At 61.2% G+C, this 25,854-nt stretch carries 23 protein-coding genes and 2 pseudogenes; 9 read left to right on the top strand and 16 right to left on the bottom strand.

Annotation, left to right across the window (positions count from 1 at the left end; genetic code table 11):
- Positions 1–15 precede the first annotated feature (15 nt).
- The 5 genes from G3N59_RS31360 to G3N59_RS31340 all read left to right on the top strand — a co-directional run bounded on the left by G3N59_RS31360 (position 16) and on the right by G3N59_RS31340 (position 5,626).
- Positions 16–1,092 (top strand): pyridoxal-phosphate dependent enzyme, encoded by a 1,077-nt coding sequence (locus tag G3N59_RS31360; RefSeq protein ID WP_205986731.1) that lies wholly within the window; start codon positions 16–18, stop codon positions 1,090–1,092.
- A 40-nt stretch (positions 1,093–1,132) separates the two neighbouring features.
- Positions 1,133–2,371 carry an MFS transporter gene (locus tag G3N59_RS31355; RefSeq protein WP_241024497.1) on the top strand — a complete coding sequence of 413 codons (1,239 nt, stop codon included), beginning with the start codon at positions 1,133–1,135 and terminating at the stop codon, positions 2,369–2,371.
- A 118-nt stretch (positions 2,372–2,489) separates the two neighbouring features.
- The gene (locus tag G3N59_RS31350; protein ID WP_205986730.1) at positions 2,490–3,119 is read left to right on the top strand and encodes a LysE family translocator; all 630 of its coding nucleotides are present in this window, start codon (positions 2,490–2,492) and stop codon (positions 3,117–3,119) included.
- Between the two features lie 515 nt (positions 3,120–3,634).
- Positions 3,635–4,315, top strand: coding sequence for a DUF2325 domain-containing protein (locus G3N59_RS31345; RefSeq protein ID WP_205986729.1), 681 nt, complete (start codon positions 3,635–3,637; stop codon positions 4,313–4,315).
- Positions 4,316–4,567: 252 nt separating this feature from the next.
- A complete protein-coding gene (locus G3N59_RS31340; RefSeq protein WP_241024494.1) occupies positions 4,568–5,626 on the top strand; it encodes a fatty acid desaturase in 1,059 nt (352 codons plus the stop codon).
- Between the two features lie 36 nt (positions 5,627–5,662).
- Here the strand turns inward: G3N59_RS31340 and G3N59_RS31335 are convergent, their stop codons facing one another.
- From G3N59_RS31335 to G3N59_RS31325, 3 genes are all read right to left on the bottom strand, one after another.
- Entirely contained in the window at positions 5,663–6,976 is a 1,314-nt protein-coding gene (locus G3N59_RS31335; protein ID WP_205986727.1) for an Nramp family divalent metal transporter, read from the bottom strand.
- Between the two features lie 102 nt (positions 6,977–7,078).
- Positions 7,079–7,702: a superoxide dismutase gene (locus G3N59_RS31330; protein ID WP_205986726.1), complete on the bottom strand. Its 624-nt coding sequence runs from the start codon at positions 7,700–7,702 to the stop codon at positions 7,079–7,081.
- 45 nt (positions 7,703–7,747) lie between these two features.
- Positions 7,748–8,236, bottom strand: a complete 489-nt coding sequence (locus G3N59_RS31325) for a DUF2753 family protein (RefSeq protein WP_205986725.1) — start codon at positions 8,234–8,236, stop codon at positions 7,748–7,750.
- Positions 8,237–8,687: 451 nt separating this feature from the next.
- On the opposite strand from G3N59_RS31325, the gene G3N59_RS31320 reads away from it, so the two are divergent.
- The gene (locus tag G3N59_RS31320) at positions 8,688–9,599 is read left to right on the top strand and encodes a lipid A biosynthesis lauroyl acyltransferase (RefSeq protein ID WP_205986724.1); all 912 of its coding nucleotides are present in this window, start codon (positions 8,688–8,690) and stop codon (positions 9,597–9,599) included.
- A 42-nt stretch (positions 9,600–9,641) separates the two neighbouring features.
- Here G3N59_RS31320 and G3N59_RS31315 read toward each other — a convergent pair whose 3' ends face one another.
- The 9 genes and pseudogenes from G3N59_RS31315 to G3N59_RS31275 all read right to left on the bottom strand — a co-directional run bounded on the left by G3N59_RS31315 (position 9,642) and on the right by G3N59_RS31275 (position 18,293).
- Complete coding sequence (locus G3N59_RS31315) at positions 9,642–10,385, bottom strand: cation transporter (protein WP_277397952.1); 744 nt, start codon at positions 10,383–10,385, stop codon at positions 9,642–9,644.
- 175 nt (positions 10,386–10,560) lie between these two features.
- Positions 10,561–11,925: pseudogene (locus G3N59_RS31310) on the bottom strand (alkaline phosphatase family protein); the annotation flags it as partial.
- A gap of 130 nt (positions 11,926–12,055) precedes the next feature.
- Complete coding sequence (locus G3N59_RS31305; protein ID WP_205986721.1) at positions 12,056–13,636, bottom strand: isocitrate lyase; 1,581 nt, start codon at positions 13,634–13,636, stop codon at positions 12,056–12,058.
- A 184-nt stretch (positions 13,637–13,820) separates the two neighbouring features.
- On the bottom strand, positions 13,821–14,027 hold the full coding sequence (locus G3N59_RS31300) for a hypothetical protein (protein ID WP_205986720.1): 207 nt from the start codon (positions 14,025–14,027) through the stop codon (positions 13,821–13,823).
- Between the two features lie 68 nt (positions 14,028–14,095).
- Positions 14,096–14,815, bottom strand: a complete 720-nt coding sequence (locus G3N59_RS31295) for an SDR family oxidoreductase (RefSeq protein WP_205986719.1) — start codon at positions 14,813–14,815, stop codon at positions 14,096–14,098.
- Between the two features lie 172 nt (positions 14,816–14,987).
- Positions 14,988–15,131: pseudogene (locus G3N59_RS31290) on the bottom strand (3-hydroxyacyl-CoA dehydrogenase NAD-binding domain-containing protein); the annotation flags it as partial.
- Positions 15,116–16,036: a 3-keto-5-aminohexanoate cleavage protein gene (locus G3N59_RS31285; RefSeq protein WP_205986718.1), complete on the bottom strand. Its 921-nt coding sequence runs from the start codon at positions 16,034–16,036 to the stop codon at positions 15,116–15,118. The pseudogene G3N59_RS31290 and the gene G3N59_RS31285, both read right to left, overlap by 16 nt.
- A gap of 60 nt (positions 16,037–16,096) precedes the next feature.
- On the bottom strand, positions 16,097–17,464 hold the full coding sequence (locus tag G3N59_RS31280; RefSeq protein ID WP_205986717.1) for an MFS transporter: 1,368 nt from the start codon (positions 17,462–17,464) through the stop codon (positions 16,097–16,099).
- Positions 17,465–17,588: 124 nt separating this feature from the next.
- Positions 17,589–18,293, bottom strand: coding sequence for a Crp/Fnr family transcriptional regulator (locus G3N59_RS31275; protein WP_205986716.1), 705 nt, complete (start codon positions 18,291–18,293; stop codon positions 17,589–17,591).
- A gap of 113 nt (positions 18,294–18,406) precedes the next feature.
- On the opposite strand from G3N59_RS31275, the gene G3N59_RS31270 reads away from it, so the two are divergent.
- Together G3N59_RS31270 and G3N59_RS31265 are read left to right on the top strand one after the other, a co-directional pair.
- Positions 18,407–18,820: a thioesterase family protein gene (locus G3N59_RS31270; protein ID WP_205986749.1), complete on the top strand. Its 414-nt coding sequence runs from the start codon at positions 18,407–18,409 to the stop codon at positions 18,818–18,820.
- A 35-nt stretch (positions 18,821–18,855) separates the two neighbouring features.
- Positions 18,856–19,629, top strand: coding sequence for an SDR family oxidoreductase (locus G3N59_RS31265; protein ID WP_205986715.1), 774 nt, complete (start codon positions 18,856–18,858; stop codon positions 19,627–19,629).
- Positions 19,630–19,758: 129 nt separating this feature from the next.
- On the opposite strand, the gene G3N59_RS31260 is transcribed toward G3N59_RS31265, so the two are convergent.
- On the bottom strand, positions 19,759–20,211 hold the full coding sequence (locus tag G3N59_RS31260; protein ID WP_205986714.1) for an Lrp/AsnC family transcriptional regulator: 453 nt from the start codon (positions 20,209–20,211) through the stop codon (positions 19,759–19,761).
- 123 nt (positions 20,212–20,334) lie between these two features.
- Between G3N59_RS31260 and G3N59_RS31255 the strand changes: the two genes are divergently transcribed.
- A complete protein-coding gene (locus G3N59_RS31255; protein WP_205986713.1) occupies positions 20,335–20,874 on the top strand; it encodes an alpha/beta hydrolase in 540 nt (179 codons plus the stop codon).
- Positions 20,875–20,995: 121 nt separating this feature from the next.
- Here G3N59_RS31255 and G3N59_RS31250 read toward each other — a convergent pair whose 3' ends face one another.
- From G3N59_RS31250 to G3N59_RS31240, 3 genes are all read right to left on the bottom strand, one after another.
- Positions 20,996–22,024: a GNAT family N-acetyltransferase gene (locus G3N59_RS31250; RefSeq protein WP_346777969.1), complete on the bottom strand. Its 1,029-nt coding sequence runs from the start codon at positions 22,022–22,024 to the stop codon at positions 20,996–20,998.
- Positions 22,025–23,225: 1,201 nt separating this feature from the next.
- Positions 23,226–24,893: a Na/Pi cotransporter family protein gene (locus G3N59_RS31245; protein ID WP_205986712.1), complete on the bottom strand. Its 1,668-nt coding sequence runs from the start codon at positions 24,891–24,893 to the stop codon at positions 23,226–23,228.
- Between the two features lie 189 nt (positions 24,894–25,082).
- A complete protein-coding gene (locus G3N59_RS31240; RefSeq protein ID WP_205986711.1) occupies positions 25,083–25,709 on the bottom strand; it encodes a DUF47 family protein in 627 nt (208 codons plus the stop codon).
- Between the last annotated feature and the right edge of the window lie 145 nt (positions 25,710–25,854).

Below are 25,854 nucleotides of genomic sequence, written 5' to 3'. Positions count from 1 at the left end.
TAACAGGAGTACCGTATGCAACCCGATGATTTGGAAGTCCTTCTCGACAGGCTGCCGAGAAAGCGGATCGGCTTCTATCCTACACCCTTCCACAAGCTGGAGAACCTGTCTCGCGTCCACGGTGTCAACCTGTTCATGAAGCGCGAAGACATGGCCGGTCCCGGCGCACTCAGCGGCAGCAAGATGCGCGTCGCCGAAATGATCATCGGGCAGGCGCTCGATGATGGTGTCGACACCATCATCACCCAAGGCGCGCATCTCACGAATTCGGGGATGCAGTTTGCAACGGCTGCTCTGGTTGCAGGACTTACACCGATCCTGTTCCTCACGCGCGACGAGCAGCAACATGGAGAGCTGGCTGAGTACCGGGGAAACCTGCTGCTTGACAAACTCATGGATGTGGAAACGCATTACCTGAGCGCTCCCGGAAGCGCTTATGTCAATCGACCGGACGACAAACAGCGCGTGCTCGCGGCGATGACTGCTCGCAAGGGCGAGCTGGAGGCTCAGGGCCGCAAGGTCATGATCGTACCGACCGGCGGAGCTCATCCGGCAGGATTTGCTGCGCATGTTCGGACTTTCATCGAAATGGTTGCGCAAGCCCGCTTGGCCGGTGTCGAACTCGATTACATCTACCACACCACAGGGACAGGAACGGCACTACCCGGCATGCTCGCCGCGAAGCTCCTGACAGGTCATCCGGTGAAGTTTCGTTCGATCTCAATCTCACACTACCAGCCAGACTTCTGGATCAATGAAGCGATCATCGCGGAACGCGTGACGCACATCTTCCAGACGTTCGGGATCGAGCCTCCATCGACGCAGGCCATCCTCAGTGAGATTGAAGTCGACAACCGGTTTATCGGCGACAACTACGCGGTCCCTTCTCAGGAAAGCACTGCCGCGATCAAGGAACTGGCCAGAGCGGAAGGGGTATTCCTCGGCCCCGTATATACCGGCAAGGGCTTTGCGGGTCTGCTGGATCATATCCGTAGCGGCATGCTGAAACCTGGAAGCAACATTGCCTTTCTGCACACTGGAGACACGGCCAATCTGTTCGAAGTGTCGGGCGTCGTCGGTGGGTGCCAGTAGCAAGAAATACTCATTTGACGGGAAAGAAGAGGATTGAAAATTGGAAAAGGTATCCATTTCGGACACTGGCACCTGCGAGCGACCTTCGCGCGTGACAACTGGCTCCCCTGATCCGTCGATCAGTCTGGGACTGACGTTGATCATGGCGATCACCTGCGGTATGGCTGTCGCTAACATCTACTACAACCAGCCAATGCTGGGGATCATCGAGAAGACATTTCCCCAGGAAAGGTCATTGACGGGCTTTGTCCCGACCATGACGCAACTTGGCTACGCCCTTGGCCTGTTACTACTCGTTCCACTTGGCGACCGTATTGAACGGCGACGACTCATCGTCATCCAGTTCGGTGCACTTGCTTTGTCGCTGGCCGGAACAGCTATTGCGCCCGGCGCATGGTCACTGGTTGCGGCGTCGGCGCTTGTCGGCATTTCAGCGAGTGTCGCCCAGCAGATCCTGCCATTCGCAGCGGCATTGGCCTCTCCCGAGCGTCGCGGCGCAACGATCGGCATCGTCATGAGCGGACTTCTCTGCGGCATCCTGTTTGGTCGCGCGCTCGCGGGGGCAGTTACGGTTCATTTTGGATGGCGTGTCATGTTCTGGCTTGGCGCGTTGCTCGCGATCGTTGCGGGTCTCGTTCTCGCGGTCGCGTTGCCGAAAAGCCCGCCGAAGACGCAGGCCAGTTATGGTGCGCTGCTCCGGTCCCTGGCGGCGCTCTGGCGTGAAGAGCCCCAATTGCGCAATGCCACGCTCATTCAGGCGTGTGTATTCGGCTCGTTCAGCGCACTGTGGACGACGTTGGCGCTGCAACTCGACAGTCGTTATCATCTCGGCGCGGACGTGGCTGGGCTATTTGGGATCATCGGTGCGGTTGGCGTACTATTCGCACCGATTGCTGGGCGGATCGCCGATAAGCGTGGCCCCCATTTTGTTATTGGTCTTGCCAGCGTCGTGATGATTGCCTCGTGGGCGGTGTTCGGTGTCTGGGGGCGAGTGGTGGGGTTGGTTGCCGGCGTCATTCTGCTGGACTTTGGGGCACAAGGTTCGCAGGTTTCGAATCAGCACGTCATCCAGGCGCTTCGCCCCGAGGCGCGAAATCGCCTCAACGCAATCCTGATGGGCGGCATGTTTCTCGGCGGCGCGCTAGGTTCTGCCGCGGCGAGCTTTGCATGGAACGCAGCTGGCTGGACGGCCGTTTGTTCGCTCGGCGCCGCCTTCGCTGCAATGGCGCTGTGTGTTCACAGCCAGGGCCGAAAGTCTGGAGCGACACGGCCTCACTGACTTTGGGACTAGCATCTCGGTGAACAACGCCCCCACTGCATGATTCCGGTGGGAGTTGGGCCCGGACGTTTACGCGTCCGGGTATTTGCTTTTCCACAGAACGACTTCGGTTTTTCGCATGATCAATATTCCCCTGCTGATGGCCTTCATCGGCGCAGCATCTATTCTCGTCGTAACACCTGGCGTGGACACGGCAATCGTCTTGCGAGCGGCTACCGTAAGCAGCCGCCGGGCGGCGGCGATGGCAGCAATCGGGATCGCGCTTGGCTGCCTGATCTGGGGAGCGGCGGTATCGCTCGGACTAGGAGCCCTTTTGCGGGCATCTGAATACGCTTACACGGCGGTCAAACTCGCCGGTGCCAGCTACCTTCTCTGGCAGGGAGCGAAATTGCTGCTAAAGCCGCGCGCCGTGTTGAATACCGATGTTGCACAACCAACGAGCCGAACGAGCGCGGATATGTTCTGGCGCGGGTTCCTGAGCAATTTGCTTAACCCCAAGGTCGGCGTCTTTTACGTCACGTTTCTTCCCCAGTTTGTACCATCCGGAGCGAACACGGCGACGTATTGCTTCTTGCTGGCATGCCTGCACGTTGCACTCACGCTTCTTTGGTTCAGCTTCCTGATTGCTGCAACGGTCCCTTTGAGTGGATTTCTGCGGCGGCCAGCGGCGGTGAAAACGCTGGACAGGCTAACGGGCGCCGCTTTTGTTGCGTTTGGCCTGAAGCTTGCTGCGTCATCCTCTCGCTGAGTGAGTGGCAATGATTGCCAGCCTCCGGGCAACACTTTCCGAAGCTTCTCGAAGATGCTACGCGCGTCCTTCGGGGCGGTACGCAAAAACCTCTAACGTCCGCAAAGCGCCCGTCCTCGGCCATTTGCGTCGCGTGACGCAGAGGACCGCTTTGGGTCGACAGCGGGCTCGCGATCCATTTAAGCAGGGCAGCGCGGGGCCGCCGCTCAAGTCGAGCCGGTTATCAACAGACGCTCGGTCTCGTTCTGCGCCTCAACGTCAGTCAATAACGAACGCTGCGCGAGCCGGCGGCCCACGGCCGGTTCCAATATTCCCCTCGCGGCCGCGGTACTCGTCGGTTTTTTTCACTATCTGTGGCAGCAGTTTTTCACTAACCTGGCACAGTTTTCACTTTCTGTGGCACGCGACAGCCGTCACGCAACCCGCATATCCCGCATCGCCCATCTTTTAGTAAATGAGAATCATTGCTAACATGGAGGGGCTTTGGGCGCGGATGCCAGCAAGGACGGAATGCAATGACGGCGACAGATCGAGACTGGGGACATTTGTGCGACGAGCACTGCCGGGTGGTTGGGGAATTAGGACGTGCGCAGCGGCGCGCGTCGGCGCTCATCGTTGAGCAGGCGAAGCAGATTGCCGCGCTGCAAGCCCAGGCGATGCAGTTGCGCGCCGCCGCGATGATCCGCGAAACGGCGCTTGCATGGGCCAGGGATGAACTCGCCGAAGTGAAGACGGCGATTGCCGGTCTGCCGAAACGCCTCGCCCTTGCGCAGCAGGTTCGGGTGCTCGAAGAGCGGGTGAGTGCGCTCACGCGCGGAGCAACGCGCGGCACGTTCAACGCGAGCCGCCCCGCGGTGGAGGCAACGTCGGCAGCCGCGTCGCCGGGCGGGCAGCGCAAGGTCGTCATGTGGATCGCCCAGGACCGTCAGCCCACGGAGCGAACCGATCTCGCGCTCGCCGAAACGGGCGTGCAACTCGTGCGCACCGATGCGGGCGACGCCGAGCAGCTCAATGCCGGTCTCGCCGACGCCGATCTCGTGATCTGCCAGGCGGGATGCGTGAGCCACGGCGACTGGTGGCGGGTGAAGGACTATTGCTCGCGCACCGGCAAGCAATGCGTGCTGGTGATGCAGCCCGACGCGCTCGACCGGGTGATCGCATCGCGAGCGGCCGCATCCGCCGATGCCGACGATTAGCCACGCACAGCAAAGCGCCGCCAGACGTCGCCCGCCTGCACCCATGCGGCCAAACGTCGCCCATATCGGTCTCTTGATCGCAATCAAGACCTGTTTTGGACGACTGATCGAAAGTCCCACAGCACGGCGAAAATCGCCGACTCATTGCGCCTGAGCGCGCGAGCCCCGATGTTCCATGCGCTCGCTGCGTCTGCGCCCTTTACGCACATTGCACTCATCGCTCCCTGTTCTTCTTACGAGGTGAATCGACCTATGACCATGCCTGTCCAGCCCGTGCCGCCAGGCGATCCGTTGCCGCACCGGAAAATCCTGCGCTCGTGGCTCGAATCGCTGTCCGGGCGCACGACCGCCTATCCCATCGTCCTGCTTTTGATCGACTACGCCGTTTTCGCCGCGCTGATGGCGCTGGTCGTGCTCGCGCATAGCGTAGCGCTCAAACTGGTTGGCGCACTCTGCATGGGCTTCGTGATCGGGCGGCTGTTTATCATCGGCCATGATGCGTGCCATCAAAGTCTCACGCCGCGCCGCGGGCTCAACAAATGGCTCGGCCGCATTGCGTTCCTGCCGTCGCTTACGCCGTATAGCCTGTGGGAAGTCGGGCATAACGTCGTGCACCACGGCTACACGAACCTCAAGGGTTTCGATTTCATCTGGGCGCCGCTTAGTCTCGCTGAGTTTCGCGCGCTGTCGCGTCCGCGCCGCTGCGTCGAGCGCCTTTATCGAAGCGGCTGGGCGCCGGGCCTCTACTACATGGTCGAGATCTGGTGGAAGCGCATGTTCTTCCCGAGCAAGACCGCGATGCCGACGCGCCGTCCGGTGTTCTTCCGCGACTGCAGCCTGGTGGCCGCGTTCGCGCTCGTCTGGCTGGGCGCGCTCGCCGCGGCCGCCGTGGCGACCGGGCAATCGGTGCTGCTGTTGCTGGTGTGCGGGTTCGGCGTGCCGTTTCTGTTCTGGTGCTCGATGATTGGCTTTGTCGTCTATGTGCATCACACGCATCAACGCGTGCGCTGGTATGACGACCGCACGGCATGGGCCAACGCGCAGCCGTTTATTTCGACCACCGTGCACCTGACCTTCAAATGGCACTTCGGCGCGATGATGCATCACATCATGGAGCACACCGCGCACCATCTGGATATGAGCATTCCACTGTACCGGCTGGAGGAGGCGCAGGCGCGGCTCGAAACGCTGCTGCCCGAGCGCATCGTGATCCAGCCGTTTTCGTGGAGTTGGTATTTCTCCACCGCGCGTCACTGCAAACTCTACGATTTCAGTGCGGGACAGTGGACGAATTACGACGGCCGCGCCTGATGTTGAACACCTTCGGCGCGTCGTGAGATAGCGGGCTTAAGCCGCGCCGGTGAAACCCGGCAGCGTCACGCCGAAGGTCTGAAGCAGCAGAACGCCGTTCAGGAGCAGGATCACCCCGGTTGCCGCGATCGCGGCAACATCGGTCATGCGGCTGTTGACGAATTCGCCCATGATGTCGCGGCGGCGCGTAAAGCACACGAGCGCGACCATCGGCACCGGCAATGCGAACGAGAGCACCACCTGGCTGACGACCAGCGCCTGCGTCGCATTCACGCCCAGCGCGACGACCGCGAACGCAGGCGCCATCGTCACGAGTCTGCGCAGCCAGACCGGAATGCGGAAGCCGACAAATCCCTGCATGATCATCTGCCCGGCCATGGTGCCGACCACCGAACTCGACACTCCGGCGCTCAGCAGCGAAACCAGAAAGAGCGAGGCCGCGCCTGCGCCTAGCAGCGGCGTCAGCGTTTGATACGCCGTGCCGATTTCCGCCACGTCCCGGTGGCCCGTATGAAACGCGGCGCTGGCCATGATCACCATCGCCATATTCACCAGCCCGGCGACAGACAGCGCGACGATCACTTCGAGATTGGAAAAGCGCACCAGCAGGCGGCGCTCGTGCGCCGTGTTGCTGACGATACGGCCTTGCGTCAGCCCCGAGTGCAGATAGATCGCGTGCGGCATCACCGTAGCGCCGACGATACCCGCCGCCAGAACCAGCGCACCGCCGCCCGGCAGTGACGGCACGAGCGTGTGCCGGGCCACCTGTGTCCAGGCAACCGGCGCGATGAACATCTCGACGAGATAGCAAAGGCTTATCACGCCCACGAGCGCGCCGATCACGATTTCCATCGGGCGAAAGCCGTTTTTCTCGAACAGCAGGATGCCGTAAGTGACGATTGCCGTGATCGCCATTCCGGCGATCAGCGGCATTTTGCAGAGCAGCGCGAGTGCAATCGCACCGCCGAGGAATTCGGCGAGATCGGTGGCCATCGCCGCGATTTCGCTGACGCCCCACATCGCGTAGACGGCGGGACGCGAAAACTGCTCGCGGCACAGTTCCGCCAGGTTGCGGCCGGTGACGATGCCCAGTTTCGCGGAGAGCGCCTGGAACAGCATCGCCACGAGGTTGGCGGCCAGCACGACCCACAGCAGCGCATAGCCGTATCCGGCGCCGGCCTGGATGTTGGTCGCGAAGTTGCCGGGGTCCATATAGGCGATCGAGGCGATCACCGCCGGGCCCGCGAACAGCAGCAGCGCCCGCGGTCCGCGCGGACCGCCGGCAAGCACTTCGCGGATCGCGCTGGTTGCACGCCCGGTGAGCGTGCAGGAGTCTGTCGCCGTGTTCATCGAAACCTCCCGTATGACGTGGTGCGTCATACGATCAATGACTACTTAGTGTTCCTGATCATGCGGCGGGCGATCCGGAGTGCCTGAGATGCCAGCTTGGGCTTAACCGCGTGCGGCGGCGTAACGGCGCGCCACTTCCTGCCAGTCGACCACGTTATAAAACGCACCGATATATTCGGGCCGGCGGTTCTGGTACTTCAGGTAGTAGGCGTGTTCCCAGACATCGAGGCCAAGAATCGGCGTGTTGCCCGACATCAGGCCCGCCATCAGCGGACTATCCTGATTGCCGGTGCTTTCCACCACGAGCTTGCCTTCGGGATCGACGCTCAGCCATGCCCAGCCGCTGCCGAAGCGCGTCAGCGCAGCCTTGGTGAAAGCGTCCTTGAAGGCGTCGAAGCCGCCCAGATCGGCGTCGATGGCGGCTTTGAGCGCGCCGTCCGGCTCGCCGCCGCCGCGCGGCGACATCACGCTCCAGAACAGGCTGTGGTTGGCATGACCGCCGCCATTGTTACGGACTGCCAGGCGCAAGGCTTCAGGAAGCGACTCGATCCGGGCGACCAGCGCTTCGACCGGCAGATCGTGGAATTCGCTGCCTTCCAGCGCGGCATTGAGATTATTGACGTAGGTTTGATGGTGCTTCGAGTGATGGATCTCCATCGTGCGGGTATCGATATGCGGTTCGAGCGCATCGACCGCGTACGGCAGGTCCGGCAAAACGTAGGGCATCGAGGTAACTCCTTGCGGGCGGGCTGAAGGGAATCAGCGGGTGGATCAGTGCCGCGCCGGACCGTCGACGTTCAACGCCAGACAGCCCGCGCGCAGGACACGGGTGACGAGGGGATGGGGCCCATGGCTGGCCACATGCGAGATCAGGGCAAGGTGGGTTTGCCGGCTGTGATGCAGCGCAGCCTGGCGAAGCGACGCGGACCGGTCGGTGTCGACCATCAGCGCGATGAGCGTTTCGTGCGCGCGGCACAGATAGCGCGCGGCGGTGTCGGTATCGCCGTGGTCGAGGTGCAGATCGGCGAGGTTGTGACAGGAAACCACCAGAGCGGCGACGCAATCTTCGGCGTGGCCCGGCGGCGGCGCGGCCACCAACTGGCGTGCGATCGACAGGGCGCGTTCGTAGCCGTCCAGCGCGGCGCCCGCGCCGGCTTCGCGCGTGGCGGCGATCGCCTGACGGGTGATCGCTTGCCACTGGGACAAGCTCTGGTCTCTGGCTGGCGAGCCGCCGGTGGCGGGCGTGGCGTGCTGGTGCATGGTCGTGCCTCCTGTTTGCGCCGTGTTTGATCCTGTGCGCAGACAGTGCGTCTACGTCATCTGGATTTGTAAATGATAACCATTACTATTTAGATTGACCAGAATAACCGTGGTGATAGTTGGGGTAAGGGGTGACGGCTGGCGTCGATGGGGACGCAGTAGTAGCGTGTCTGGCCGGTGCTTCGGTGTGCGTTACGCCGTGACGCTGCTGCGCCGTTACGGCTTGAGGCAGGCCGCGAGCGGGCCAATCGTCCTTTACCGGGGACAAATCCTTATGGTGCGTCGCGACATAGCCTGTCACAAAGTGGCACGTGCGAAGCCGGCCTGAAATTGCTACGCTTCGTTCACCTCAAGACAATGGCGTCGCAACCTCAATTTTTTCGTTCCAGCTTCCCGCCACGGCGCTGAGCCTAGCAAGGATCGCTGTCCATCAGTGTCGATACTTTTCCAAATGGCGATAGACGAAACGCATAAGCAGGAAAAATTCTTGGGGCGAGCAGGCTTTGCTGCGATGGTGGCGCTGCTACGCGTTCTTTCTATCCTTCCTTACGGGCTGGTCGCGAGGCTTGGCAGCTCGCTCGGCGCGCTGCTGTACCGGCTTCCGAGCTCCCGCAAACGTATCGTTCACGTCAACCTGCGGCTGTGCTTTCCAGACCGCTCGGAACGCGAGTACGACGACCTCGCGCGAAATCACTTTCGCCATGTCATCCGCAGCTATTTCGAACGCGGCATTCAATGGTTTGGCAGTGCGAAGTCCTTGCTGAAGCTGGTGGACATCGAAAGCCGGATTGATCTGGACGACCCGAATGCGCCACCGACCATCTTCCTGGGCTTTCACTTTGTGAGCATCGAGGTGGGCTGCATACTGTATTCGACGCAATCGCCCGCCGCCTCGTTGTACACGCGGATGTCGAACGCGCGCCTGTGCGCGCTGGCGAAGCGCCAACGCGGCAGATTTGGCGCGGAGATGATCGAACGTTCGACCAGCGCGAGGAAGATCGTTGGGCTGCTTCGCTCGGGCAAACCGGTCATGCTGGCCGCGGACATGGATCACGGCATCCACAATTCCGTTTTTGTGCCGTTCTTCGGCGTTCCCGCCTGCACGCTCACGTCGGTTTCGCGCCTGGCACGCCTGGCCCATGCGCGGGTGGTGCCGTTCGTTACGGAAGTGCTGCCGGATTATCGCGGATACAAGCTCACCATCTTCGAGCCGCTCGGCGACTTTCCATCGGAATGCGACACACAGGATGCGCGTCGGATCAACGAGTTTCTGGAAACGCAGATACGTAAGTGCCCAGAGCAGTACTACTGGGTGCATCGGCGCTTCAAACATCGTCCGCCGGGCGTACCCAGCGTGTATTAGTGGCTGATGCAGCCGCGCAGAGGCGCGGTTGCGCTGGCAGCTCTAGCGTCCTGCGCCACGCTCCGAAGCCTGCGCGCGAGGCCCCATGCGCAGCGAGCACATCCGCCATGCAGACGCCTTGAGGAAGCCCAGTGCTTTGCGAATCGGGCTGTCTTTCGGAAAGATCGCCGTGGCGAGCATGATCGCGCCGATCAAAGCCGTGGCGATATGGTCGAGGTTGCCGAAGCCTGCCAGAATCCCGCCCGCGCCAGCCGCCGCAGCACAAGCTGACAACGCATCGATGCGCGCATGCCACGCACCCGCGCTCAATACGCTTGCGGCGCGCGAATCGGTATCGGCGACTTTTTCCGCAGTGGCGCTCAGGCGTCGCGCCGTGTATTCGCGGATGGCGATCACCAGCAACGCTGCCGCCAGCACCCAGCTCTGTGTCGCGCCGCTGGTGGCGGCCGGAATCGTTGCGTCCGCAACCGACATGCCGCCGCAACCCTGAGCCAGCAATGCAGCGCCCGCGAGGGCTGAGACTGTGGTGCAGAAGGTCGCCGGCGTGAAGGACGCGGCCATGCGCGGCAGCTTGCGCAACTGACTGGCGCGCAGCAACAGCGAGGCAAAAAGCAGTGCATCGACCAGCAGATCGATGAAGGTGTGGACGCCGTCGGCGAAGATGGCGCGCGAATCCGCGCACCAGCCGATCGTCAGTTGCACGGCCACCAGCGAGGCGCTCGCGAAGACACTAAGACGGGCGGCGCGGACTGACGCCCGGTCACACTCTGAGGTGACGGGTTGCATGCGGTGCTGGGATCTGAGTTCTTGTACGCCCAGCGTACCGCGTGCAGATTGCGCGTTGATGACGGTGGCGCGAGTCGCCGCCCGGCGCCGGTTAGTCCTGTGGCGATGGGCTTGCCGGTGCGGTCTCGCTGGCGGGATCGGCGGGTTGGGGGGCAGGCGGGCTTCCGCCCGTCAGCTTGTGGAAGAAGTCCAGCGCGTGCTGGCCGGTGGACATCGAACCGAGCGTCGCCGCCGGGTTCAGTCCCGCACGGCGCGCGGTGCCGCTCACGAGGCTCTGCTGCAGATCGTTGAGCGGGCGCGCAAGGCTGGTCGCGGTAAAGCCGCTGGCGGGCGGCGCGGCGATTGCCGGCAGGTCGGTGCGCGGCGTGTCGAGCGTGAGCAGGGGCGCGAGCGTCGGCGCGGCGGCGACGCGTTTGCTCGCGAGCATGTCCGTGGGCGCGATGGCGAGCCAGTCGCGCAAAGTGGCGAGGATCGACGTGTGGTCGTAAGGCGTGGGCTCCGGCGAGCGGAACACGGTGCCCGGCGCGATCCACGGCGAAACGACCACGGCGGGCACGCGTACGCCAAAGCGGTCGAATGCGAAGTTCTGGTCGCCTGGATCGCTCGCGGCATCGGGCGACACGGCGTTGGCGGGCGGTAGCACATGATCGTACGTGCCGCCGTGTTCGTCGTAGGTGATGATGAACAGCGTCTCGGGCCACGCAGGTGAAGTGCTGATGGCGTGCCAGATATCGTAGAGAAAGCGCTCGCCCGCGTAGACGTCGTGCGGCGGATGCTGATCGTTGGGATCGAGCAGAAAGCGCGGCTCGATAAACGCATACTGCGGCAAGGTGTTGTTCTGGCAAGCGGAGACAAAATCGCCGAAGCGCTGGAAATTCGGCTTGTATTTCGTACCCCAGAGCGTCGGGAACATCGTGACCGTGAGCGAAGGGGCAATCAGCGCATCGCTATACACGGCCCAGCTCGCGCCCACATCGCCCAGCACGTTGAAGATGGTGCGTACCTGCCAGTCGAACGGATCGGGCGGATGGCCGTTGTCCACGTGACCGTTCGAGGTGCCCGCGTGGACGAAGGCGCGATTCGGCCAGGTCTGGCTGGGCACGGAGGCGAACCAGGCATCGCAGACGCTGTATTCGCGCGCAAGCGTGGAAAGCACGTTCAACTGTTCCGGGCTGTGGCACTGCATGACCTGACTGGGGTCTGCCGTGGTGGTCGTTTCGTAATTGAGCACGAAGCCGGACATCGGCGCCGCGCCTGCCGCGCCGCCGAGCAGTTGCTCACTCACGTTCACAAACGTTTCCTGCGGGTCGGGATCGGGCAGGGTGGCGGTGGCGGCCGGCGTGGTCGCGAAGATCGTGCCGCCTGCCCTGGTGGGATTCGACAGCCCGGGTGTCAGGCCATCGAATGCTTTCTGCGCAGTCGATGCAGGCAGAAATTGCGCGGGACTCGCGCCGTTGCTGTAAAGACCGCCGAGCATGGTATCGAACGAGCGGTTTTCGAACATCACGACGACGACATGCTTGATGCTCTGCAGGGACATGGTGCTCTCCGTTGCCGGGTTTGACGAAGAGTATTGGTGCAGCCGCGTGTTTTCGGCAAGGCGGATAAAAAAACGCCAACCCGGCTGGGCTGGCGTTTTTGCGTGCTGTTTGCTTGCGAAATGACCGTTCTTAGAACTGGTTCATCGTGTTGTCCTTGCCTGCTGCCTTCAGCGCTGCTTCGCCGCTGAAGTATTCCTTGTGATCGTCGCCGATATCCGAGCCGGACATGTTCTGGTGCTTCACGCAGGCGATGCCCTGGCGGATTTCCTTGCGCTGCACGCCCGCCACATAACCGAGCATGCCTTGATCGCCGAAGTATTCCTTCGCGAGGTTGTCCGTCGACAGTGCGGCCGTGTGGTACGTCGGCAGCGTGATCAGGTGGTGGAAGATGCCGGCTTCACGCGACGCGTCGGCCTGGAAGGTGCGGATCTTCTCGTCGGCCAGCGTGGCGAGTTCGGTCTGGTCGTATTCCACGCTCATCAGCTGGGCGCGATCGTACTTCGACACGTCCTTGCCGGCGGCCTGCATCGCATCGTAGGCCTGCTGGCGGAAGTTCAGCGTCCAGTTGAACGACGGGCTGTTGTTGTAGACCAGCTTGGCGTTCGGGATCACCTTGCGGATTTCGCTGACCATGCCGCCGATCTGCGCGATATGCGGTTTTTCGGTTTCGATCCACAGCAGGTCGGCGCCATTCTGCAGCGCGGTGATGCAATCCAGCACGCAGCGCGCTTCGCCCGAACCGGCGCGGAACTGGAACAGGTTGCTCGGCAGGCGCTTCGGACGCAGCAGCTTGCCGTCGCGCTTGATGATGACGTCGCCGTTGCCCAACTGGTCGGCGGACAGCTCTTCGCAGTCGAGGAACGCGTTGTACTGGTCGCCCAGATCGCCCGGCTGGCGTGTCACGGCGATCTGCTTGGTCAGGCCTGCGCCCAGCGAGTCGGTGCGCGCCACGATGATGCCGTCGTCCACGCCCAGTTCGAGGAAGGCGTAGCGGATCGCGCGGATCTTGGCGAGGAAGTCCTCGTGCGGCACGGTGACCTTGCCGTCCTGGTGACCGCACTGCTTTTCGTCCGAGACCTGGTTTTCGATCTGGATACAGCAGGCGCCCGCTTCGATGAACTGCTTGGCCAGCAGATAGGTCGCTTCAGCATTGCCGAAACCGGCGTCGATGTCGGCGATGATCGGCACGACATGGGTCACGTGGTTGTCGATCTTTTGCTGGATCGCGGCCTTCGCCGGACCTTCAGCGCCGTCGAGCTGGCGGAACAGACCGCCGAGTTCGCGTGCATCGGCCTGACGCAGGAAGGTGTACAGCTCGCGGATCAGCGCGCTGACGGAGGTCTTTTCGTGCATCGACTGGTCCGGCAGCGGGCCGAATTCCGAGCGCAGGGCCGCAACCATCCAGCCCGACAGATACAGGTAGCGGCGTTCCGTGCTGTTGAAGTGCTTCTTGATCGAGATCATCTTCTGCTGGCCGATGAAACCGTGCCAGCAACCGAGCGACTGGGTGTACTTCGCCGGATCGGCATCGTAGGCAGCCATGTCGGCGCGCATGATCTTTGCCGTGTACTTCGCGATGTCCAGGCCCGTCTTGAACTTGTTCTGGGCGCGCATGCGGGCGGCGTATTCGGGATTGATGGCATCCCAGGCGCTGCCTTGTTGCTCCTTCAAACCGGCAACTGCCTGGATGTCTTCTTGATATTGGGACATGTGTATCTCCTGAGAGGAAAGCGCGTTTGACTGGTGAGTCCGGCGTGTCGCTGCGTGTCTCGAAGCGCACTGCATGACTTAATAGTAAGCGCCGTTCGCCCAACTCTTATATAAGACATAAGACATAATTTATGCTTATATTTCAATGAGATACGAGAGAAATTTTGCGATGCAAAACACATTTTCAAACCGCGAAAACGCCGCGACGCAGAAAATCGGTGGGAATTCCGCAATATGAAACGCGCTTTCGGCTGCTGGAGAAACGGGCGGGCGCGGGCGGCCCGCCAGAGCACTCCTGGTCGAGCAGGAAAGCGGCCATTGCCGACCAGTCCAGATCGCCCATGCCGGTGTCCACGGTCTGTGCCATGCGGCCATACACGGCCGCGAGCATCGGCCAAGCTGCGGCCGGCCGGTTGCGCGGCCGTTCGGCACGGCGCGCGTTGATTGGTTTCGATGAGTTCAATGCCCGGCGCTCTGGCCGCCATCCACGTGCAGGATCTCGCCGGTGACGAAGGCGGCGGAATCCAGATAGAGAATCGCATCGACGATCTCGCTCATTTCGCCCATGCGCCCCATCGGATGCAGCGCGCTCAATGCCGCGTGCGTTTCGGGCGCGTGCATCGGCGATTTGATGACGCCCGGCGACACCGCATTGGCGCGAATGCCCGCGGCGGCGTATTCGATCGCGAGCGACTTCGTTGCCGCATTCAGGCCGCCCTTGGTCAGCGAAGCCAGCACCGAAGGTACGTTGTGGTTGGCCTGATCGACAAGACTCGTTGTGATGCTGAGCACGTGGCCGCTGCGTTGCCTGAGCATCTGCTCGACGGCCAGTTGCGTGATGTGGAAGAAGCCGTTGAGGTTGACGCGGGTGATTGCCGCGTAGTCGTCGGCCGTGTATTGCGTGAACGGCTTGGCGATGAAAATGCCGGCGTTATTGATGAGCGTATCGATGCGGTCGAAGCGCTCGATGGCCGCATCGATTACGCGGCGCGCGGTGGCCGGGTCGCCGATATCGCCGGCTACTGTGACGAGATTCGCGTCGGTAGAGGGCGCGATGGTGCGAGACGTCGCGACCACGCGATGGCCGAGTGCGAGAAACGCCTCGACCGTTTGCGCGCCAATGCCTTGCGACGCGCCGGTGACGATGATGACTTTCGAATTGCTGCTGGGGGTGTTCACGGGGGTGTTCACAATAGGCCTCGCTGGAAGTGAGTTTCCGGTCTGCTTGCCGGGCGGATCGAAGCGATCCGATGGATGCAGACTCTAGGCGTATCGGCGCAGGATTCGAACACCCGCCATGGACTATGAGTTTTGCGTCGGGGGAACAAATGAGGTGGAATCAGGAGGGCGGCTCGGCTCTCTCGCCGGGATCGGTCGCCGTGACGGCAAAACCCTGCGCCAGGAAGTGTGTCGCCCAACCTGCGCCAATGACACCCGTGCCGACAACGCGGCCACCTTGATGGCCCGCGCTGCCATTGCCTAAGCCTCCTGACAGGCCGCGCGGCTGGTTTCGCGCAACGGCCGCAGTCCAATGATCTCCCGTGCTTCAGCGGGCGTGGCCGGCTCATAGCCCATCTCGCGTACCAGGCGAACAAGCCGCTCGACCAGTTGCACATTGGTGGCCAACTGACCTTGCCGGTAGTAGAGATTGTCTTCGAGCCCGACTCGCACGTGCCCTCCGAGCAACAGCGAATTCATCGCGGCGGGCAACTGCGCCGCGCCGATGGCGCTGACATTGAAAACGGTGTCGCGAGGCAGATGATCGACCATCGTCTGCAACAACCGGGGCGTGTAGGGCAACGCGCCCTGAAACGCATTGGCGCCGATCACGATATTGATAAAGTGCGGCGCCTCGTCGAGCCCCTCATGAATCGCACGCTGAACATCCTGGACGATATCGGCGAGGCCGAACACTTCCCACTCCGGCTTGATGCCGCGATCCTTCATCATCTGCGCGATCTGCCGGATGCGCGAGGGCGGCGTCGCCACCAGTATCTCCTTGCCGCCAAAACTCGCAATCACGGTCTGCGCATCGAGCGTGCACATCTCGACGCCGTCGCCCTGCATGCCCTTCAGCCGTTCTTCCCACTGGATTTCCCACAGGCCGTTGTCGAGTTCGCGAACCATGTCGCCATTGATACCGCCGCCGGTGGAGTTGTTGAGGATGATGTCGCATTTGTCGCGAATCAGCCGGTTGATCTGGCTATAGATTGCCGGATCGCAGGTGGCCTCATCGTCGGGACGCCGCGCGTGCACCGCAACGACGCTGGCGCCGGCGTTATAGCAACGATAGGTGTCGTCCGCGATCTCCTGCGGCTGCGTCGGCAGGTTCGGGTTCATTTTCTTGCTGGCCATGCCGCCGGTCGGCGCAACGGTCACGATAACTTTGGGCTTGCTCATGATGGGTGACTCCAGATTTTGAATGGGATGCAAAGAACAGGAATGGCGATGGCAATTCGATCAAGGCGCGTTCGAATCGTCGCCGGGACCAACCCGGACTGCGCTTTTGGGCAGGCCCAGCAGGATCGTGAGACCGCCGCCGATGACAACCGCGGTCAGGGCAAGCAGGCCCATCTGGATGCTGCCGGTCGCGCCTTTGATCCAGCCGATCAGCGTCGGGCTGACGAATCCGCCGAGGATCCCCAGCGAGCTGATGACGGCGATCCCTGCCGCAGCCGAGTCCCGGCCAAGGTAGGTCGGCGGGATCGACCAGAACAGCGAGCCGCCGCCGAAGATGAAGAACGAGGCCACGCACATCAGGACCATCACCGGTACGACAGCGGTGCCGAGGAACGAGGTCAAGGCGAGCACCACGACGCCCAGGACCAGCGTGCCGCCGACATGCCAGCGGCGCTCCTTGAAGCGATCCGAACTGCGGCTGATGACGAGCACACCCAGCGCACCGAAGAGATAAGGCACGGCCGTATACCAGCCGATCGTGGCAAGCGGGGCGATGCCCAGCCCTTTGATCATCGTCGGCAACCAGAACGTCAGCGTGTAGACGGCGCAGGCGCAGCAGAAGTAGACGAAAGCCAGCACGTAGGTCTTCGGGTCGACCAGCGCCGCGGTGAGCTTGCCATGATGGCCAGAGCGGGATTTGCCGCCGTGATCGGCATTGAGGACCGACTGCACGAGCGCTTTCTCGGCATCGTTCAGCCATGGAGCGCTAGCCGGCCGGTTCGGAAGCATGCGATACAGCACAATCCCCAACAACACCGTCGGCAAGCCTTCGACGAGGAACAGCCATTGCCAGCCGTGCATGCCGCCCACGCCTTCCAGGCGGCTCATGATCGTGCCCGAAAGCGGTCCGCCGAGCACGCCCGTGATCGGCATGCCGAACAGGAACAGACCCGTCACGCGGCCGCGGCGCTGGCTCGGATACCAATACGTCAGATAAAGAATGATGCCGGGGAAAAAGCCCGCTTCGAACAGGCCGAGCAATAGCCGGATTCCATAGAATTGCCACGGCGCCGTGACGAATGCCGTGGCGGCGGATGTGAGGCCCCACAGCACCATGATGCGCAGGAAAGTGAGCCGCGCGCCGATCTTCTCGAGCACCAGATTGCTTTGCAGTTCGAACAAAAGATACGTGACGAAGAAGATACCGGCTCCGAGTCCATAGACCGCGTCGGAGAAGGCAAGGTCCTGCTTCATCTGCAACTGCGCGTAGCCGATATTGATACGGTCGAGGAATGCGCAGACGTAAGCGATCAGAATGAGCGGCATCACGCGCCAGATGATCTTTTGAAAGACGGCATCTTCGGCCAGGCGGCCTGACGGGCTCTCGAGCGGCGCGGCTGCTGGGGGCAGCGAATGGGCGCGATTCATTGCGTGTCTCCTGATGTATGACACGCATTATTTCGGGCCGGCGTGAGCGCGACTGTCTATGGCGCGACAGTTCGGGACAGCGTAAACACCGATCCGTGCGGGCACCCGAGTACCCGAGGCGACGTTATCCGGCCAAAGCGCGCAGCCCGGGCAAATCGACCACGACGATGCCGCCGTATTCGGTGTGCACGAGGCCTGCGTTCTTGAAGCGGGTCATGGCCTTATTGCACGTCTGTCGCGACACGGCGGCGAGATTGGCGAGCTCTTCCTGCGATAGCGCCAAATGCGCGACGCCACCCGGATTGGACAGCGGCTGCACCATTCCCACCAGCGCCCGGGCGACGAGACTATCGGTGTCGAGCAGGCCGTTTGCGGCAACGGCGCCCATGAACCAGTGCAAGCGCTCGTTGACCTGAAGTAGCAGGAACTCGTTGAACGAGGGTTGCTGCTCGCGAAGCCAGTTGAAGGTCGTGCGGGGAATTTGCGCGACACGGCTGTCACGCAGGGCGATGAGAACCGATTCGCGCGGCGCGTTGCGGATCAGCGTGCCCTCGCCGAACCAGCTGCCGACCGACTGCCCGCCCAATGTCACCGTTTGTCCGTCGCGAGCGGTGATCGACCACTTGATGAGGCCTTCGAGCACGCCGAACCAGGCGTGTTGCCGTTCGCCGTGAAGGCTCAAAGACTGACCCGTTGCAACGGCGCGCTCCGACGCCTCGGTGCGTACGCGGGCCTGCGCGGCTGCGTCCAGGCGGGCAAACCACGGCGATTGCGTGAGCAGTTCGTCGAGCGTAAGCGATAGCGTGACCATCCGCTTTTGCCGGGTCATTGCGATCCCTCCGCATGGAGCGCAGAGCCGCCGACGCGAAATGTCGCCGCATCGACAGTGTGGCGCGGACAACGCGCGCACAATGGCTGAACTGGAATCAGGAGCATGGATTCGTGAGTAAAGTGACTATCTATCGTATCGACGTGCAATTCGGCGATTGCGACCCGGCGGGCATCGTGTTTTTTCCGAACTTTTCGCGCTGGATGGACGCCGCGTCGCACGATTATTTTATACAGTGCGGCCTGCCGCCATGGCGGGAAATGCAAGCACTGCCGAATTGCATCGGTGCGCCGCTGCTGGAGATTCACACACGCTTTCACACGTCTGCGACTTACGGCGAACGTTTGGCCGTGCATACGCGCGTCGAGGAATGGCGGGGCAAAGTGTTCATTCAAAGCCATCGCGTCATGCGCGACGATACGCTGATCTGCGAGGGTAGCGCGACTCGCGCCTTGTGCATCAAGCAGGACGATGGACGGCTCAAGGCCGTCGGTGTGCCTGAATTCATCCGCGCCGCGTGCGATTGAGCGGCGATCATGAACGAACTGGAAAGGAGGGTTTCATGACCACATCGACAGGACTGCGCGTGCTTGTCACCGCCGGCGCCGGCGGGATCGGGCGCGCGATTACCGAAGCTTTCGTAGCGGCAGGCGCGAGCGTTCACATCTGCGATATCGACGAAGCTGCACTGCAGCAGATGCAGGCGCAATTGCCGGGCCTCACGACATCGGTGTGCGACATCGCCGATCGCGCGTCGGCATCGCGTATGGTCGCCGACGCTGCGTCCGCCTTGGGCGGCCTGGACGTCCTGATCAATAACGCGGGCATTGCGGGACCGACCGCGAGCGTCGCGGACATGGACCCGGACGCCTGGGAAGCCGTACTGCGTTTGAATCTGACCGGCACGTTCACGGTGACGCAACACGCCATTCCGTACCTGAAGCAATCGCGCGCGGGCGTCATTTTGATCATGTCATCGCTGGCGGGCCGCTTCGGTTATCCGAATCGCAGTCCTTACGCCACCACCAAGTGGGGCCTCATTGGTTTCACCAAGACCTTGTCGCGTGAACTGGGCGAATTCGGCATACGCGTCAACGCGATCTTGCCAGGCGCGGTGGAGGGGCCACGTATCCAGCAGGTGCTCGCGGGTCGTGCGTCGGCAAACGGCCGCACAGTCGCGCAGGAGGAAGCGGCTGCGCTCGCCAATCAGTCGATCAAACATTTCGTGAATCCGGCGGAGCTCGGGGCGCTCGCTGTCTTTCTGGCATCCGATGCCGGACGTTCCATTTCCGGGCAATTGATTCCCGTTGATGGCGATTCGCAAAGCGCTTCCTGAAGCCAGGGCAAAGATTCGTGACTCTTTTTTGTGGCTGGCTCATTGATTTCAACGTTGGCCGCAGAGTCGCGAACGCAGGAACTCTCAGATAGCGGGCAAGCCGACTTGCTACAAGCCGGCCCCTCAAAGCTACGCCCCTCGGATTACCTTCGGTGGATAACTCGCCAGCACCACGCTGGTCGTTACCGGCCCAAATTTCGCCAGTGAGTCGATCGCAGCTTCGAGCTGCGCCATATCCTCGACCACAATGCGCACCACGAAGCAGTCTTCGCCAGTGATGCGATGCGCCTCGACGATTTCCGGCGACGCTTCGAAAGCGCTCAGGCAATGCTTGATCTGCGCATGAGTCGTGCGAATCCGGACGATGGCCGCAATGCCACGGCCCACGAGACCTGGGTTGATCCGGGCCGCGTAACCCTCGATGACGCCGTGTGCTTCCAGTCGTTTGATACGCGCGGTAACGGCCGGCTGCGAAAGTCCGATCTGCTTGCCGAGTTCGGTATTGCTGATTCGCGCGTTACTCTGAAGAGCCTCCAATATCCGCCAGTCGAGCCGGTCCAACGTTACCTGCTTAGGTTTCATTTGTGCACCCCGCCAAATTCGTTATCTTTGACGGCTTTTAGCCGTCAATTCATTTGATCTGGGATGTTGCCAGAATCCGTGCGCTTTTACACTGGATGTTCATTCACCACGGAGATCTGGCAGATGGACGACGCTGTTTTTATTGTTCCAGGGATTGGCAATTCCGGGCCATCTCATTGGCAAAGTATCTGGGAAACGCAGCATCCCGAGTGGCGGCGGCTTGCTGTCGAAGATTGGGATCGGGTTGCGTGTAGCGAGTGGGTGACTGCAATCGATCGACAACTTGCGCAAAGCGCAGAAGATCCTGTCATCGTTGCACACAGCCTTGGATGCCTGGCGGTCGCGCATTGGGCGTCTCGCCATTTTCGGCGGATTCGCGGTGCTCTGCTTGTCGCTGTGCCCGATCCCACGGCACACGCCTTTCCCGTTGCGGATGCAACCGGATTTTTGCCGCTACCCACGGAACGGCTGTCGTTTCCCACTATCGTCGTGTCCAGTTCCAACGATCCTTATGGAAGTTCGGATCATGCGCGTCGCTGTGCTGCTGCATGGGGAAGTCGATTCGTCGACGCTGGAGAAAAAGGCCATCTCAATGCGAATAGCAATCTGGGCGGCTGGCCTGAAGGATTCGAATTGCTTCAATCCCTCGATCAGCGAAGGTGACATTTCCACTAGTCAACAGCGCAAGGTCGAGTCTCGATTCAACCTTGCCGGGAATGGACTTGCAGCGCCTGATAAAAGGAATGACTCCGTTGCGGGCCCAGTCATTCCTTTAACACGGAGTTCAGAGCGTGGGCGCAAACTCCTTGCTCGGCGCAATCCGTCGTTTGACCGCGCGCGCTAACGAGTAACCCGTGCCAAGCCGCTCGACGGCGAGGCGCTGGCGCAGCGTGGCGCCGAAAGCGCTGAGGAAGTGAAACGTCGAAGGGCTCGCGAAGCCGTCGAAATCAAATGTGAGCTTGCTCTCCAGCGCGCGCTGGATGCCGGTCCAGAGCAACAGGCTGATCGAGCCGCAATGTGCGTCTTGCACCCGCGATGTCAGCAGATAATACGTCGCGTGACGGTCCCACACCAGGCCAATGGCCGCGACCAGCCTGCCGCCCGTTTCGTACACGCCGAGCAGGGTGCCTGCCTTGCGCTCGACGAACGCTTTGACAAGCTGACGCATGACTTCCGACGAATAAGCATTGGTACGCGAACGGGAAGCCAGATTGGCTTCGTAGAACTGAATGAATTCGCACGGAGTTTCTATCGGCGCGACTGTGAGACTGCGTTGGGCGCCGCGAATCACATTGCGGGTCTTGGTGTCGAGACTCGCCCACGCATCGTCTGTCGAGCTGTTTGCATCGATCTGGAACGTGTAGCGCGCCGAGACCGAAAAGCCCTTGAGCGCAAAGGCAATCGCATCGTCGATACGCGGATCGAATACCTGAAAAAAGCTGTCGCAATCGGGAAGCTGCTCGATCAGTTTCGCCGTGACATCGTGACGATGATGCCGTTGGCACGCGTCGCTACCTGTCACCGGTTTGATCACGGGGCCGAGCGTGCGCGTGAGCGGCGGAAGATGCGCCACGCGCCACAGATGCTGACGCGTCGGCGTATAAGGCATTTCCCCGATGATCTGATTGTTGCGATTGACTGTTGCGAGTTTCCAGTTCCCTTGCGTGGCGATGTCGAGCCACCAGGGTTCGTGGAATATCGACAGTGCGCCGCTGGACGACAGCGGTGTAAACGGTGCAATCGTCGATGGCGCAATGATATCGCACGTTCTTGCGCGCTTGCCGAGTGAGGAAATATTATTGTCGCGTTTCACGAGTGACTCGCATGTTCGGCGCTAACGGCAAGCAGCGTGCGGATACAGCAGCGCCAAACCCACTTCCCCGACATCGGCTCTATGCAAGACATTCCCCGCAGATTCCCTGCCCGATGCACGACGCTCCCGCACGTTATCCGTCAGTTCCTTTAGGTATTTGTTCGATGGCCGGGTGACCAGGATTCATGAAAGGCAGTGTGTTTCTCCTGTGTCCAATTGCCTTTCGTGTTTAGTGCTCTCCGCCTCCTTCTTTTGCATTCTTCTGGGGATTACTTGCGCTTTGAATGGGTTCGACGCCAATGTTTAAGCTTGCGAACCAGCGTTTCGCATCGTTCGTTTAACGCAGCTAGCATATTTTATTGGCGACATTAGCGCAGCGTTTCCTGCCGCCTTTTACCAGGGCTATTCCGCCAAAATCGGCATCCACATGGATTCGCCTCGCCGTGAAGTAGCCGGAGACGCGCCAGTTGTCGCTGCGGTTTTGTCGGCGGCCGGTCAGGTCAAACTCGCGGTTGAGGTATGGCAGCCGGTGGCCAGGCAGGCACACGACGCCGATATTTAACGCTCAGTGACAGGCATTTGCCTGCGCGACTCGAACGCCCCAAGCTTGCTTCCATGCCGATGGGAGCAGCAAGCGGAAAATGTACTGGACGAGGAATAATGGCGCAGTTACTGTGAGCGACGGTTTTGTTAAACCGATGGCGTTGTAGCATCGGCGGCTGGTCAACGAAGGCCAGAAGTCGCATCCTGCCATCGACGGGGAACGGGAAGGCGAGACAACGGCGTCTCGAAGCGTGGGCACAGGGAAGCATTCCCGATGCGCGCTTCGGGGCGTTTTTTTTCATCAGTCGGAAACGCAACGACGCGCGCACGATGGATGAACCGGGTGGGGCACAGATGCGAACCAGTTGGATCGATTTTTTCGTTGTATTGGCAACCAGAACGCTATTGCCGGCGCGACCTGCGGCAGGCGATGCCCCTGACTCAGGCTTCGTGCCGGATGTCGATCGATCGCAACGCGAGTCGGCAGACTGGCGGCCGGCATCGCTACGTTTGCGTGGCAGGAGACATCGCGCGGAACCTCACCGCCGATTTCGCGCGGGGAAGATGGGCCGGTCTTTGCCGGTTGTCTGTACGCGTGGCAACTGAAACGCCTGCATTGCAGGGTTTTTCCTGATCGCCCGAGGCATTGCGAATCCGATCATTCCTTCTGATGCAGGCTGTCTAGCGAACGCTTGCGAAGCCGGGTCTCGTGAAGTGCGCCTGCCGCGTCGAGTACCGGGTAGGCCGTCGAGCAAAAGAGTGAATTCAGCCTTTTCATATTGCTGATCAGATCCAGGTGCAATGCACTCGTTTCCACGCTACGCAGTGCCTGTCCCGCAAGCCGGTCCAGATGCTTGTGGGAATAGACGCGCTCCAGATCCCGGAACCGTTCCTTTTCGGCGAGAAGCTGCTCGGCGCAGCGTAGATCGTTGTTGAGAAACACCGACAGCCCGAGACGGAGATTGCTCACGAGGCGCGCATGCAGATCGTCGAGTTCGCCCAAACCCTGCTCGGAAAAGGCAAGCCGCTGCGAGATCTTCTTCTCTTCGATATCGCTGACAATGCGTTCGATGATGTCGCCGGCATGCTCGAGATTGATGGTGAGCGAAATGATATCGGTCCAGCGGCGGCTCTCGGCTTCGTCGAGTTGCTCACGTGAGATCAGCGTCAGATAGTTTTTGACTTCGGCGTAGAGCTGGTCGACGTCATCGTCCATCCGCATGGTTTCGCGGGCGACGGCAAGATCATTGCGGCGGAGCAGTTCGGACACGTTGTCGAGCATCACGCTGACGATGTCGCCAATGCGGAGCACTTCCCGCGAGGCATTCGCAAGGGCAAGTCCCGGCGTGACGAGCCCGGCAGGATCGAGATGCAACGGACGAAGTTCGCCGCTCGTCTGCGCCCGGTCGGGCAATAATCTGCGGCTGATGGCAGCGACCCGGTCGACCACCGTGAGGCACGCGCAACAGCGCACCGTGTTGTAGATGAGATGGAACCCGACCACTGCCTCACGCGGATTCGCAATCAGCACGGGCAGAACTTTGGCGAGCAGCGAAGCGAACGGCAGGATGATCAGCGCGCCGATCAGTTTGAACGCAAAGCTTCCTGCAGCCAGGCGACGGGCCGCGGCGTTCTGCGGCAGGGCACTCATTAGCGCAAGCAGTCCGCTTCCGAGGTTCGCACCAACCACGAGGCACAACGCGACCTTCAGCGAAATGACGCCTGAAGAGGCAAGCGTCGCCGTTAAAAGAACGGCAGCGAGACTCGAATACGAGAGCATCGCGAAGGCGGCGCCGACCAGCGCATCGAGCACGGTGTCGCCGGTCAGGGCGCTGAACATCACGCGCACACCCGCGCCCTGCATCATGGGTTGTGCGGCCTCTACGATCAGATGGAGTGCGAGCAGGATCAAGCCGAGCCCGATAATCGCTCGCCCCGTTTGCCCCGCGCGCGTTTGCTTGCGCGTGAGGAAAAGCGGTACACCCGCGAGTATCAGCAGCGGAGAAAGCCAGGACAGATCGAGCGTCAGCACCCGCGCCATGAGCGCGGTGCCGACATCGGCGCCCAGCATGATCGTCAGTCCGCTGGCGAGCGAGACCATGCCTTGCGCGGCAAACGACGTGATGATGACCGCCGTGGCGTTACTGCTTTGAACGAGGCTCGTGACGCCAACGCCGGCGAGAAAGGCCTTGAGCCGGCTACCGGTGCTGCGGCCCAGAATCGCGCGAAGGTCTGCGCCGAACACGCGCAGAATGCCGGTACGCACGATGTGTGTGCCCCATACCAGGAGCGACACACCGGAGAGGAGATTCAGAAGGATCAACACGATAGTCGACCGTCACATCATGGTTCATGCAACCTGTTGCTGGAATGCTCCTGGAACAGCGCCTGAGTGTGACAACAGTGTCACATAGATTGGGCGATTATTCGAGAATATTGCGGGCTGGGTTTCGCGCATCAAATCAGCCGGGCTGCAATTCACCATGCCATTGCGGCGGCTCCCAAGATCGCTCGCTCAGGCGTTTTCCAATACGATGCCCTCGATGATCATGGCGGCGTCCTCGCATTTGTCGGTGATGGTTTCAAGCAGTTCGTAGACGCTCTTCAGCTTGATCAGTGTCTTGACGTCCTCTTCTTCACGAAAGAGTCGCGAGATCGCAATACGCAGCAATCTGTCGACATCCGATTCAAGCTCGTCGATTTGCTTGCAGCATTGGAGGATCTGTTCTGCCTGCTTCATGTCGGAAAGCATGCTGACTGCCTGTTGAACCTGAATGGCGGTTCGTGTACTCAGACGCGCGAATTCGATTGCATCGTCGGGCAGCGCTGTTACGTCATAGAGCGTAATGGTGTTCGCGACGTCTTCGATGACATCGATGATGTCGTCCATCGTGTTGATGAGTTGCTGGATCTGGTCGCGATGGAGCGGGGTGATGAACGTCTTGTGCAGCAGATCGTTGCAGTCGCTGGTGAGCTTGTCTGCGGATTTCTCGATGACCTTGACGTTACGCCGGTGATGCTCGGCGTCCTCGATATTCTCAATGAGTTTTTCGAGCGCACGGCTGCCATCCACGATATAGCGGGCGTGAGCATTGAAGAGTTCGAAGAAATTGCCTGCTCCAGGCATGAATCGGCCGAACATAGGGCATCACCTCGGGTTCGATGAGTGCTCGCGCATCGTCACAAAAATGCCACATCTTATACTGCCATGAGTGTGATACCCGATGTCGCCAAAATTCGCCGGCGAGTGATAGGCAGATAGCACTGATCCGTGGCCGGCCCGAGTA

It is taken from the genome of Paraburkholderia sp. Ac-20340 (genome assembly GCF_017104965.1).
Lineage (GTDB): Bacteria > Pseudomonadota > Gammaproteobacteria > Burkholderiales > Burkholderiaceae > Paraburkholderia.
Note: the sequence above shows the minus strand (reverse complement) of the source record. Positions and strands in the feature narration are given on the sequence as shown.